Annotated in this window: 8 protein-coding genes; 3 read left to right on the forward strand and 5 right to left on the reverse strand. The window is 68.6% G+C overall.

The features are described from left to right. Positions 1–141: 141 nt before the first annotated feature. Entirely contained in the window at positions 142–1,524 is a 1,383-nt protein-coding gene (locus tag ABB28_RS11230; protein ID WP_057508715.1) for an L-serine ammonia-lyase, read from the reverse strand. Positions 1,525–1,624: 100 nt separating this feature from the next. On the opposite strand from ABB28_RS11230, the gene ABB28_RS11235 reads away from it, so the two are divergent. Further along, positions 1,625–1,855, forward strand: coding sequence for a glutaredoxin family protein (locus tag ABB28_RS11235; RefSeq protein WP_211260388.1), 231 nt, complete (start codon positions 1,625–1,627; stop codon positions 1,853–1,855). A gap of 38 nt (positions 1,856–1,893) precedes the next feature. On the opposite strand, the gene ABB28_RS11240 is transcribed toward ABB28_RS11235, so the two are convergent. Genes ABB28_RS11240 through ABB28_RS11250 form a run of 3 tightly spaced genes read right to left on the reverse strand, consistent with a single transcriptional unit; the run spans position 1,894 to position 3,648 of the window. Continuing rightward, complete coding sequence (locus ABB28_RS11240) at positions 1,894–2,469, reverse strand: YceI family protein (protein ID WP_057508716.1); 576 nt, start codon at positions 2,467–2,469, stop codon at positions 1,894–1,896. Between the two features lie 4 nt (positions 2,470–2,473). Beyond that, complete coding sequence (locus ABB28_RS11245) at positions 2,474–3,043, reverse strand: cytochrome b (protein ID WP_057508717.1); 570 nt, start codon at positions 3,041–3,043, stop codon at positions 2,474–2,476. Continuing rightward, entirely contained in the window at positions 3,040–3,648 is a 609-nt protein-coding gene (locus ABB28_RS11250) for a YceI family protein (RefSeq protein ID WP_057508735.1), read from the reverse strand. Before ABB28_RS11250 ends, ABB28_RS11245 begins: the two co-directional genes overlap by 4 nt. A gap of 256 nt (positions 3,649–3,904) precedes the next feature. Here ABB28_RS11250 and ABB28_RS11255 point away from each other — a divergent pair, with 256 nt between their 5' ends. Then, positions 3,905–7,453, forward strand: a complete 3,549-nt coding sequence (locus tag ABB28_RS11255) for a hybrid sensor histidine kinase/response regulator (RefSeq protein ID WP_057508718.1) — start codon at positions 3,905–3,907, stop codon at positions 7,451–7,453. Between the two features lie 156 nt (positions 7,454–7,609). Further along, complete coding sequence (locus tag ABB28_RS11260; RefSeq protein WP_083492007.1) at positions 7,610–11,134, forward strand: sensor histidine kinase; 3,525 nt, start codon at positions 7,610–7,612, stop codon at positions 11,132–11,134. 36 nt (positions 11,135–11,170) lie between these two features. Here the strand turns inward: ABB28_RS11260 and mdtD are convergent, their stop codons facing one another. Then, positions 11,171–12,568 (reverse strand): multidrug transporter subunit MdtD, encoded by a 1,398-nt coding sequence (gene mdtD / locus ABB28_RS11265; RefSeq protein ID WP_152983460.1) that lies wholly within the window; start codon positions 12,566–12,568, stop codon positions 11,171–11,173. Positions 12,569–12,584: the final 16 nt, after the last annotated feature.

A 12,584-nucleotide genomic window follows, 5' to 3' on the forward strand; every position in this document is an offset into this window, starting at 1 on the left:
AAGCCTGAGGTTACCCCGAAAAGCGTGACGACCAACGGTCGTCACCCACCTCAAGCGGCGGTCGTCACCCACCTCAAGCGGCGGCCGTCATCCGCCTGCAGCGGCGCCGTCATCCACCGTCAGCGACGGTGTTCAGCGCGCTCAGCACTCGATGACGTTGACCGCCAGCCCGCCGCGGCTGGTTTCCTTGTACTTGTCCTGCATGTCGCGGCCGGTGTCGCGCATGGTCTTGATGACCTTGTCCAGCGATACCTTGTGCTTGCCATCGCCGCGCATCGCCATGCGCGAAGCATTGATCGCCTTCACCGCGCCCATCGCGTTGCGTTCGATGCAGGGAATCTGCACCAGGCCGCCGATCGGATCGCAGGTCAGGCCAAGGTTGTGCTCCATGCCGATCTCGGCGGCATTCTCGATCTGGCTGGGGCTGCCGCCGAGCGCGGCGACCAGGCCACCGGCGGCCATCGAGCAGGCCACGCCCACCTCGCCCTGGCAGCCGACTTCGGCACCGGAAATCGAGGCGTTTTCCTTGTACAGGATGCCGATCGCTGCCGAGGTCAGCAGGAAGTCGAAGATCCGCTGTTCGTTCGCGCCCGGGCAGAAACGGTCGAAGTAGTGCAGTACCGCCGGCAGCACACCGGCCGCGCCGTTGGTCGGGGCGGTCACCACGCGGCCGCCGGCAGCGTTCTCTTCGTTCACCGCCAGCGCGTACAGGTTGACCCAGTCCAGCGTGGTCAGCGGGTCGCGCATTGCGGCTTCCGGCTTGGACGACAGCTCGCGGTGCAGCGCCGGCGCGCGGCGGCCCACCTTCAACCCGCCGGGCAGCACGCCTTCCTGGCGGATGCCGCGGGCCACGCAGGCCTGCATCGCTTCCCAGATCTCACGCAGCTGGGCGCGGATATCGTCTTCGCTGCGCCAGGATTTTTCGTTCTCGAACATCAACTGGGCAATGCTCAGGCCGCTGCGCGCGGTCTGCGCCAGCAGCTCATCGCCACTCTTGAACGGATACGGCAGCGGGGTCTCGTCGGGCACGATGCGGTCGTCCGCCGCGTCATCCTGGTTGACCACGAAGCCGCCGCCGACCGAGTAATAGTCGCGCGTGGCGATCAGCTCATCGTTGGCGCCGTAGGCGGTGAAGCGCATGCCGTTGGTGTGGTAGGGCAGCTTCTGGCGCTTGTTCAGGCCCAGGTCGCGTTTTTCGTCGAAGCTGATCTCGTGCTGGCCCATCAGGTTGATGCGCTTGCTGGCACGGATGCGTTCCAGCGTCGCCGGGATGATGTCCGGGTCGATCAGGTTCGGTCGCTGGCCTTCCAGCCCCAGCAGGACCGCCTTGTCGGTGCCGTGCCCGCGACCGGTCAGCGCCAGCGACCCGTAGACGTCGGCACGGATGCGCACCACGTCCTGCAGCCGGCCGGGGTCCAGAAGCCAGCGGTGCACGAAGCGCTCGGCGGCCTTCATCGGGCCGACGGTGTGCGAGGAACTCGGGCCAATGCCGATCTTGAAGACGTCGAACGTGCTGACTGCCATGGATGCCGTGCTGCGGGTACCGGGAAAGCCGCTATTCTAGCGGTTGCCGCAGCCCATCCTTGGCTGCGCCGCAGCAAAGCCGGTCACTGGAGCCCTGTCTGTGTTCATCCTGTACCAGCGCGACGACTGCCAGCTGTGCGACGAGGCGCTGGCGGTGCTCGCCCAGGCGCGTTTTCCTGCCTTCGATTCGCTGTTCATCGATGACCAGCCGGGGCTCGAACGGCGCTACGGTGCCCGCGTCCCCGTGTTGCGCGATGCCGGATCGGACCGCGAACTGGACTGGCCGTTCGACGCCGCAGCGGTGCAGGCCTGGCTGGCAGAAGACAGGTAGTGCCGGCCGCTGGCCGGCAACCACCCCAGGCCTGTCGATCACTTCGCCTTGAAGGTCACCACGGTGCTGATCGCGGTTTCATCCGGGATCGTCTTGGTATCGGCCCAGTCGCCACCGCCGACGCCGAAGTCCAGCCGCTTCACCGTTGCCTTGCCCTTCAGCACCGGCTGTGTGCCCGGGGTCCAGGTGAAGGTGAGGGTGACCGGCTTGCTGACGCCACGCAGTTCGAGCGTGCCGTCGGCGGCGAACTGATCATTGCCAAGCGCGCGGAACCCCTTGGCGGTGTAACGCGCGGTGGCGAACTTGCCGACATCGAAGAAATCCGCGCCCTGCAGGGTGGAGTCGCGGTCACTGTTGCCGCTGCGGGCACCGGCCAACGGAATCGCTACGTCCAGCGAACCCGCCGCCGGATTGGCCGGGTCGAAGCTGAGCTGGGTGGAGAAGCCAGGGAAGGTGCCGGCGAAGACTTCGCCGTCGTACTTGGTGGCGAAGGCCAGGTTGGATCCCGGCGCGCCGGCCGCCTGGACGTAGTCGGCGGCCATCGCCGGCGAGGCCGCCAGCAGGCCGGCCAGGGCCGCAGCGACGGCGGACGGGGTGCTCAGTTTGATGCTCATCGAATCAATCCTTCTGGGAAGAGGCGAGCCAGCCGCGCGGCAGCATGCGCACCAGCGTGGCATCGCGTTGGAAAAAGTGGTGGTAGAGCGCGGCGCCAGCATGCGCCAGCACCACCGCGATCAACAGCCAGAAACCGTACTCATGGATGGCATGCGACATGGCGACCGTCTGCGGATCCGGTGCCACCAGCTTGGGCACGTCGACCAGCCCGAACCAGCGGAACGGGCGCAGGCCACTGGCCGAGTCGTAGATCCAGCCGGACAGCGGAATGGCGAACATCAGCACGTACAGCAGCCCGTGCGTCGCACTGGCAATGCGTTCCTGCCAACTCGGCGTGCCCGGCACCGCCGGGGGCGCACCGGCATACAGGCGCCAGCCCAGCCGCAGGGCCACCAGCGCCAGCACGCTGATGCCCAGGGATTTGTGCGCGGTGTACACCCAGAAATACTTCGGCGTCTTCGGCAGTTCGCCCATGGTCAATCCCACCACCCCCAGGGTCAGGATCAGGATGGCGATCAGCCAGTGCAGGGACTGGCTCACGCCTCCCCAGCGTTGTGCATTGGGACGGGTCATGGCGTGCTCCTGGAAGGCGGTTCGGGCGCAACGGGGGCCGCCGGCGCGGCGGCAGGCGGTTCGTCACCAGCGCCGCTGCGGTCGCGGACCGCCTCCGCTTCGATACGCAGCTGCACGCTGTCGCCGATCATGCTGGACCACGCGGTAAGGCCGAAGTCGTGGCGGCTCAAGGTGGTCGTCGCGGAAAAACCGGCGGTGCGGCGGAACGGTGGCAGCGGATGCCGCTTGAGGGCGTTGAGCGTCACCTCCAGCACTACCTCGCGGGTGACCCCGCGCAGGGTCAGCCCACCGATGACGCGTGCGTGCGTGTCATCGACCGGTTCCACCCGGGTAGACACGAAGCGTGCTTCGGGGAAGCGTTCGCCGTCGAGCAGGTTGCGCGCCAGCGTGGCCTGGTTCCACTTCGCATCGCCCAGGTCCAGGCGGGTGATCGGCACGCGTACGTCCAGCCGCGAGGCGGCCCAGTCCGACGGATCGAAGTACAGCTCGCCCTCGCTGCCGGATACGGTGCCCAGCGCATGGGAGAAGCCGGCGTGTTCAATGGCGAACAGCACCCGTGTATGCACCGGGTCGAGGCGGTACAGCGGCGTGGCGGCCAGCCCCATGCAGGGCAGGGCGGACAGCAGCAAGGCGAGGGTGAGACGTTGCAGCACGCGGTGGGCTCCTGCAGGGGGACGTGACGATCATACGCACGGCACCGGCTTCGCGAGCAGCCACATGGCTGCAACAGTTCATGGTGCCGATGACGCCTTGGCTGTCAGGTCGTGTCGGCAACGACAGCGGCAGCCTCCGCCTCGACGGACGCCTCGTCAAGGCTGTGTGACAATCGCCGGCATCCAAGGGGAAGCGATGGTCAGGCACATGCATCATGGACGGGCATTGGGATGGCTGCTGGCAATGGCCAGCACCGTGCTGGCCGGGCTGCTGCCCGGCCCGGCAATGGCCGCCACGCAGGACGCCGCAGAAACGCCCCGGCTGCGGCGCCTGGGCACCGCCGAAGGCCTGCCTTCGCGCATGGTGACCGCGCTGGCGCAGGATCGCCAGGGCTACCTGTGGGCCGCGACCGACGGTGGGCTGGCGCGTTACGACGGCGTGTCGCTGCGCAGCTGGCGGCATGACCCGCAGGTGGAAGGCAGCCTGCCCGGCAACGAGATTGAAACGTTGCTGGTGGATGCGCAGGACCGGCTGTGGCTGGGCATCAACGGCGTGGGCCTGGTGCGCATGGGACCGGCCCGTGATGCCTTCGAGTCGATCAACGATCTCAACGAAACCTGCCAGGGACAGTTCTGGACGCTGGCCGATCACGATAAATCGTTGTGGATCGGCACCAGCGCGTACGGACTGTGCCGGCGCGACGAAACCGGCAACGTGCAGGTGTTCCGCCATGACCCGGCCAATCCGCGCAGCATCCCGAGCGATACGATCTATTCCAGCCTGGTGGACGAACGTGGGCGCCTGTGGATCGGTACGGAACAGGGCGTCGCGCGCTGGGACGGAACCGGCTTCGAACGGATCGGCGTGGCCACGCTGGGTGAGACGGCGGTGCTGCGGCTGAGCCGCGATGCCGGCGGCAGTGTCTGGGTGGGGACCCAGGCAGAGGGCATGTTCGGCATCGATGCCGATGACCGGGTACATCGTCCGCAGTGGTCACAAGGGGAGACACTGCGCTCTTCGATGGTCCTGCATGATCGCCAGGGTGGCTACTGGGTCGGCGGGTCGGAGGGGCTGCTGCGTGGCGATGAAAAGCAGCTGCGGCGGCTCGAAGGCGACCGCGGCAGTGGCTTCCTGACCGCGCACAGCGGCGTGCTGGACCTGCTGCAGGATCACGAAGGCGGCATCTGGATCGCGCTGCTCACCCAGGGCCTGGCCTATCTGCCGCCGGACTGGAAGCGCTTTTCGACGTGGTACCAGCTGGATGGCAAGCCACTGGACAGCCAATACCTGCTCAGCGCCGCCAGTGATGGCACCGGCTTCTACATCGGTGCGGCGCATGGCGTGTACCGACTGGATGGAAAAGGCACGCTGTCGCTGCTGGTCAGCGATGAAACCATCGGCAGCGGCGCCATCTGGTCGCTGCTGCCACGTGCCGACGGCAGCGTGTGGCTGGGGCGTGCCGGGCGCATCACGGTGTACGACCCCCGCCGGGGTACCCATCATGACTGGTTGATCCACGGCGGCGCGGACCTGCGCCAACGCATCGACCTGATGCGCGCCGCGCCGGATGGAACGGTGTGGTTGTCGGTGATGAACCATGGCCTGCAGCAGCGTGCCGGTGATGGACGCGTGCTGCGGGAACTGCTGGCCGCCGACCTGCCCGGGCGCAGTGAAGCGCCGGTTGAACAGATCCGCTTCGACGCTCGTGGCCAGCCGTGGATCGTCGGCGACATGGGCGTGCTGCGCTTCCAGGACGACACCTTCATCGCCGTGCCGGGGGTGTCACGTGGTCCGATCTTCGACATCGCCTGGATGACCCCGACCAGCCTGTGGCTGGCACGCCAGGGTGCCTTCGAACGCTATGACTGGGATGGCCTGGGCCTGACCCTGCGCGAGCAGGTCGCGGCAAATGAAGGCGTGCCTCCGGTTTCAATCGGCGGCCTGGTGCCTGGCGCGGACGGGCAACTGTGGGCCACCAGTCCGCGCGGTCTGATGCGCTGGGATCCGCAGAGCCGGCAACTGCGGCTGTACAGCGAACGCGATGGACTGCCGGATGCCGAGTTCACCGGTCGTCCTCCCGCCCAGGACGCGGCAGGGCGCGTGCTGGCGGTGTCGCAGACCGGCCTGGTGGGGTTCGACCCCGGCGTGCGGGACGCCGCACTGCCGCCATCGCAGCTGGTGCTCGGCGCGCTGCGGGTGCGCCGCGACGACGGTGAAGGCTGGCAGGAGTTGCCGCTCGGGGCCCCGGTGGTGCTGGGGCCGGATGATCGCGACCTGCAGATCAACGCACGCCTGCTGTCCTTTGCCAATCCGTTGAGCAACGCCTACCGCTTCCGCGTGGAGGGATACGACCTGAACTGGGTGCCGGCGGTGGACGGCGAACGCACTTTGTCGCGGCTGCCGGCAGGCCACTACGGCATTGAAGTCCAGGCACGCCGCGCCGGTGGTGAGTGGACCGCCGCCCCGGACCTGCACGTGCAGGTGCTGCCGCCATGGTGGCGCAGCGGCGTTGCGCTGTTGCTGTATGCGGTGAGCGGCGTGGCGCTGCTGGCGGCACTGGGCGGGTACGTGCGGCTGCGGCTGCGGCGTCGCCAGCAATGGCAGCTGAGCCTGCACAAGCAGCACCTGGCCGAGCAGGCATCGCAGGCCAAGAGTCATTTCCTGGCCACGCTGGGCCATGAGGTGCGCACCCCGATGACCGGCGTGCTGGGCATGAGCGAACTGTTGCTGGATTCGGCGCTGGATGAGCAGCAGCGCGGCTACGCCGGCGCCATCCACCAGGCCGGCACCCACCTGCTGCGACTGGTCAACGATGCGCTGGACCTGGCACGCATCGAGGCCGGCCGGCTGGAACTGGACATCCGGCCGTTCGACCTCGGCGCGCTGCTGGACGAAGTACAGGGATTGATGGAGCCCCTGGCGCGGCAGCGCGGGCTCGACTTCCAGCGCCGGGTCGGCATGCCCGGCTACGTGTCGGCCAGCGGCGATGAAATGCGCGTGCGGCAGATCCTGATGAACCTGTTGGGCAACGCCATCAAGTTCACCGAACGCGGCGCGGTGCGTCTGGAAGCCCACCCCTGCGAGGGCGGGGTCGGGCTCGCCTTCGAGGTCATCGATACCGGCCCGGGCATCAGTGCCGAGCAGCAGGCGCGGCTGTTCGAGCGCTTCGAACAGGCCGAGGGACCCCGCACCGCCTCGCGCTTCGGTGGCTCCGGGCTGGGGCTGGCGATCTGCCAGGAACTCGCCGTGGCCATGGGCGGGCACATCGGCGTGCAGAGCCGTCCGGGCCACGGGGCGTGTTTCCGGGTGGAACTGCCGCTGCCGTGGCAGCAGGAGGCGGGGCCGCCTGCGCCCGGCGCCGATTCGCTTTCGCTGGAGCTGCCCGGCCTGGCGATCCTGCTGGTGGAAGATGATCCGACCGTGGCCCGGGTCATTGTCGGCCTGCTGTCGGCGCGCGGCCACCGCGTGGTCCATGTGCTGCACGGGCTGGCGGCGTTGGCCGAAGTGACTACCTCCTCCTTCGACGTCGGATTGCTGGACCTGGACCTGCCTGCGCTGGACGGCCTGGCCCTGGCGCGGCAACTGCGCGCGCTGGCGCATGACTTCCCGCTGGTGGCGGTGACCGCACGTTCCGACGCCTATGCGGAAGCGGAAGTGCTGGCGGCAGGATTCGACGGATTCCTGCGCAAGCCGGTGACCGGCGACATGCTGGTCGGTGCCATCGCGCGCGCGCGCCAGCGCCGTCCATGGCCGTGAAACCTGCCGTGGCAGCGCATTGCCCGCGGCGCACCCCGCACGAAGGGCAGGGCTTCGGTTTACCATGCCGGGACGGCGATGTGCTGTCGCATCCACCGCTGCGTTGAACGCGCGGTCTGGCAGGTGAGGGACGGCAATGCGGAGATGGCAAGGGTGATGGGGCGTGGGAACGTAATCGCGTTGTTGCTGTCGGCCTGGCTGCTGTGCGTGCCAGCGCACGTGCTGGCGCAGCCGGTGCCGCCCACGCCACGCCAGCTGACCGTGTTCGATGGGCTGCCTTCCAACACCGTCAACCGGATGGCCGAAGATCGCCTGGGCTACCTCTGGATCGCCACCAACGACGGGCTGGCGCGCTTCGACGGGCGCAGCTATCGCATCTGGCGCGCTGAGGATGGCCTGCGTGACAACCGCATCTGGACGGTGCTGGTCGACGCGCGCAACCAGTTGTGGATCGGCACGGAAAACGCCGGGCTGGTGCGGCTGTCCGCCGACCGCCGGCAGATGCGTTTCTATGACCGCGCCAGCCAGCCGCTGCTGGCCAGCAACACGGTATGGAGTGTCGCCTCCACCCCCGATGGTGCGATCTGGTTCGGCACCTATGAGGGCGGCCTGTACCGTCTGGATGCGCAGGACCGGTTGCAGCGCTTCCTGCCCGAGCCGGGCAACCAGCGCAGCCTGCCGTCCAACAGCGTACCGTTCCTTGCCACGCTGCCCGATGGCACGCTGTGGGTCGGCACCAAGCGCGGACTGGCGCGCTGGACCGGCAGCGATTTCGAGCGCATGCCGGATGCGCTGCCCGCCGATGCGGTGATCAACGGAATGACCGCCGACGCCGATGGCAGCCTGTGGATCAACACGCTCGGCAGTGTCATCGTGCGGCGTGCCGACGGGCGCTTCGAACCGGCGCCCTGGCCGGTACCGTCCGGGGACCAGGTGCTCGGCGTGATGCTGCATGACGAACAGGGCGGCTACTGGCTGGACACCCGTTCCGGACTGGGCCGGGGTGTGGAAGGGCATTACCAGCAGGTGCCGCTGTACAGCGCGCTCGCGCGGGGGCGGGTACGCCCGAACTGGAGCGGCGCGTTCCAGGATCGCGAAGGCGGCATCTGGCTGGCCAGCACCAATGCCGGGCTGTGGCACCTGCTGCCGCGCTGGTGGCAGTTCTCGGTGCTCGCCCGGCTGGAAGACGAGCCTTCATCACTGCGCAATGCCTTCGTGCTGGGTACCGCGGCATCGCGCGATGGGGGCGTGTGGACGGTGGGCGGCCACGGCGCGCTGGACAAGCTGGACCCGGCCACCGGGAAAGTGCAGCAGCACCTGACCTGGGTCAACGGCAACCATTGGTTGTTGTCAGTCGCCGAGGATGCCCGCGGGCGGGTCTGGATCGGATCGATGGATGCGCTGCTGCGCTACGACCCGGCCAGTCGCCAACTGCTGCGTTGGGGCACCGGGGTCGGCCGGGATGCGGTGATGGAGGGCAACGTCCAGGACATCGCCGTGTGCGGCGACCAGGTCTGGACGATGTCGCCGCCCGGCGTGCAGGCGCGTGACCTGGACGGGCACCTGCTGCATGACGTACCGCTTGGGCAGGGTGGACTGCAGTCGGGCCAGCTCGCGACCAGCCTGGAATGCGGTCCGCGCGGCCTGCCCTGGCTGACCAGCAGCGCCGGCGTGCAGGAATGGGATGCGCAGGGGGCGCGCTTCGTGCAGGTCGATGGCGGTCCTTCCGGGGCGGTGCATGCGATGGTGCTGGCAGCCGACGACCAGGTCTGGCTGTCGCAGGATGGTCGCCTGGTGCAGCATCGGTGGAACGGCAATGCGCTGCAGCGGCACCGCGCGATCGGCGCGGTGCAGGGCTATCCGGCGCTGGCCGCCAACGGGCTGGCGGTGGGTGCCGACGGCATCGTCTGGGCCAGCAGCCCGCGCGGCATGCTGCGGGTGGACCCGCGCGCACCAAGCGTGCGGCTCTATGGGGTGCATGACGGCCTGCCCAGCCAGGAGTTCCGTGAAAACACGCTGGTCACCGCGGCCGGTGGACAGCTGCTGGCAGGCACGCCGGCCGGGCTGGTGGTGTTCGATCCGCTGAAGGTGGGGCCGCCCACGCGGCAGGCGCCGCTGGTGATCGAGCGGGTCGAGGTCAGTCGCGGTGACAAGGTGGTCGAGCTGACCCACGATGTAGCCGTGACCATCGAAGACGGTGACCGTGACCTGCACATCGTGGCGCGGCTGCTGTCCTTCAGTGATGCGGCCTCGAATGTCTATCGCTTCCGGCTGGCGGGCTACGACCCGGACTGGGTGGATGGCGGGGCAGGCGGGGAGCGGGTGTTCTCGGCGCTGCCGCCGGGCCGTTACGCACTGGAAGTGCAGGCACGCTCTGCCGACCACGTCTGGTCGCGGGTGCAGACGCTTGAATTCCAGGTGCTGCCACCGTGGTGGCGCAGCGTTACCGGCGTGCTGGTGCTGGCCGCGGCGTCGCTGCTGCTGCTGAGCGGTTTTGCCTGGTTGTACCGGCGGCGGCTGCACCGGCGGCATGACTACCAGATGGCCGTGCACAAGCAGGAAGTGGCCGAGCAGGCATCGGCCGCCAAGACCCGCTTCCTGGCCAATCTGGGGCACGAGGTGCGCACGCCGATGACCGGCGTGCTGGGCATGACCGAACTGCTGCTGTCATCGCCGCTGGACACGCGCCAGCGCAGCCAGGCCGAATCGATCCGAAGCGCGGGCGAGCACTTGCTGCTGCTGGTCAACGATGCGCTGGACCTGGCGCGGATCGAATCGGGCCGGTTGGAACTTCAGTCGCAGAGCATCGACCTGCACGCGCTGCTTGCCGAAGTGCAGGCGCTGACCGCGCCGCTGGCGCGGCAGAAAGCGGTGCAGTTCACGTTGTACAACGAGCTGGATCCGGGCCTGGCCGCCGAAGGGGATCCGCTGCGGGTGCGGCAGATCCTGCTGAACCTGCTCGGCAATGCGGTGAAGTTCACACAGCGCGGCTCCATCACCCTGCTGGCGCGTGCCGAAAACCCGTCCAGCGGACTCTGCTTCGAGGTCGCCGACACCGGGCCCGGCATCAGCCACGAACTGCAGAAACGCCTGTTCCGGCGCTTCGAACAGGCCGAGGGGGCGCGTACCGCGGCCCAGTACGGCGGCAGTGGGCTGGGGCTGGCGATCAGCCGCGAGCTGGCGTTGGCGATGGGCGGCGACATCAGCGTGGAAAGCCAGTTGGGCCGCGGCACGCGGTTCCGCGTCGACCTGCCGCTGCCGCTGCACGCGCTGGATGTCAGCGGTGCGCCCGCCACGCAGCTGCGCCCGGCGCCGGCGCTCCCGCTGCGCATCCTGCTGGTGGAAGACGATCCGACCGTCGCCGAGGTGGTCGGCGGGCTGCTGCGCGCGCGCGGGCACGAGGTGGTGCATGCCGAGCACGCGCTGGCCGCCCTGCGCGAGATGGCCGGTGAACGCTTCGACATCGGGCTGCTCGACCTGGACCTGCCCGGCCTGAGTGGCTTCGACCTGGCCCTGCACCTGCGCAACCAGGGCCATGTGCTGCCCTTGCTGGCGGTGACCGCGCGCACCGATGCCGACCTAGCCGAGCGTGTCGGCGCTGCGGACATGCAGGGCTTCCTGCGCAAGCCGGTGACCGGCGACCTGCTGGCCGAGGCGATCGCCCGGGCGATGTCCCGGTAGCGCCGGGCACGGTGTCGATCGCGGTCGGCAGCTGCGCTATTCGGCGACTTCCTCGATCTGCTTCGGGTCCGGGCCGGTGTCGGGCAGCTGCCAGAAGATCAGCGTGGAGGTCAGCGTGATCGCGCCCACGCACAGGAACGTGGCATGCAGGGCCGCGGTGGCGCCGTGTGATTCCAGCGGCGCGAAGGCCGCCAGCAGGCTGCCGGCGGCGGCGGCGCCGAAGCCTGCCGCCAGCATCATCACCATCGACAGCAGGCTGTTGCCGGAGCTGGCGAAGCCGACGTCCAGGTCGCGCAGGGTCACGGTGTTCATCACGGTGAACTGCAGCGAATTGACCGCCCCGAACAGCGCCAGCTGCAGCAGTCGCCAGCCCAGCGGCTGGTCCGGCGACATCAGCGCGAAGCTGGCCATGGCCAGGCCCACCAGCACGGTATTGGTCATCAGCACGCGCCGGTAGCCGAAGCGTTCCACCAGCTTCACCGCCAGTCGCTTGGAAACCATGCCGGCGGCGGCCACCGGGATCATCATCAGGCCAGCGTTCATCGGGCTCATGCCCATGCCGACCTGCAGCAGCAGAGGAATGAGCAGCGGCATGGCGCTGCTGCCGATGCGCGAGAACAGGTTGCCGAGGATGCCGATGCGGTAGCTGGGCACGCGGAACAGGGCGAGCGAAAACAGCGGCGCGGTGGAGTTGGCCGCGTGCAGCCAGTAGCCCACCAGCGCGGCCAGCCCGGCCACCGTCATCAGCATCACCAGCGCATGCGGGGTGCCCATTCCGGAGATGCCATCCAGCGCCAGCGACAGCACCACCATGCCGAAGGCCAGCATCACATAGCCGCGCAGGTCGAAGCGGCTGCGATGCGCGGCGTAGTGGTCGGGCATCACCCTCATCGCCACCAGGTAGCCGATCACCCCGATCGGCAGGTTGATCAGGAATACCCAGTGCCAGGACGCCACCTCCACCAGCCAGCCGCCCAGCGTGGGACCGATCAACGGGCCGATCAGCGCCGGGATGGCGATGAAGCTCATCGCCCGCAGGAAGTCTTCGCGCGGCACCGAGCGCATCACCGCCAATCGCCCGACCGGCAGCAGCATGGCCCCGCCGATGCCCTGCAGCACGCGCGCGGCCACCAGCTGGTGCAGGCTCTGCGCCAGTGCGCAGGCCAGTGACCCGAGGGTGAACAGGATGATCGCGACCAGGAAGGTGCGCCGGGTGCCGAAACGGTCGGCGATCCAGCCCGATGCCGGAATGAACGTGGCCACCGCCAGGGCGTAGCTGAAGACCACCGACTGCATCTGCAGCGGGCTTTCGCCCAGGCTGCGCGCCATCGCCGGCAGCGCGGTGTTGACGATGGTGGAATCCAGCATCTGCATGAAGATCGCCAGCGACACCAGCCACAGCAGGGGACGGATGGAGGCGTAGCTTGACGTCATCGGGCTTGGATCCGCA

Origin of the sequence: Stenotrophomonas chelatiphaga (assembly GCF_001431535.1) — a bacterium.
Taxonomy (GTDB): domain Bacteria; phylum Pseudomonadota; class Gammaproteobacteria; order Xanthomonadales; family Xanthomonadaceae; genus Stenotrophomonas; species Stenotrophomonas chelatiphaga.

Coding starts and splice junctions, on each gene's coding strand:
- ABB28_RS11230 (WP_057508715.1), bottom strand. CDS start 1,524: ATGGCAGTCAGCACGTTCGACGTCTTCAAGATCGGCATTGGCCCGAGT.
- ABB28_RS11240 (WP_057508716.1), bottom strand. CDS start 2,469: ATGAGCATCAAACTGAGCACCCCGTCCGCCGTCGCTGCGGCCCTGGCC.
- ABB28_RS11245 (WP_057508717.1), bottom strand. CDS start 3,043: ATGACCCGTCCCAATGCACAACGCTGGGGAGGCGTGAGCCAGTCCCTG.
- ABB28_RS11250 (WP_057508735.1), bottom strand. CDS start 3,648: ATGGGGCTGGCCGCCACGCCGCTGTACCGCCTCGACCCGGTGCATACA.
- ABB28_RS11255 (WP_057508718.1), top strand. CDS start 3,905: ATGCATCATGGACGGGCATTGGGATGGCTGCTGGCAATGGCCAGCACC.
- ABB28_RS11260 (WP_083492007.1), top strand. CDS start 7,610: ATGGGGCGTGGGAACGTAATCGCGTTGTTGCTGTCGGCCTGGCTGCTG.
- mdtD (WP_152983460.1), bottom strand. CDS start 12,568: ATGACGTCAAGCTACGCCTCCATCCGTCCCCTGCTGTGGCTGGTGTCG.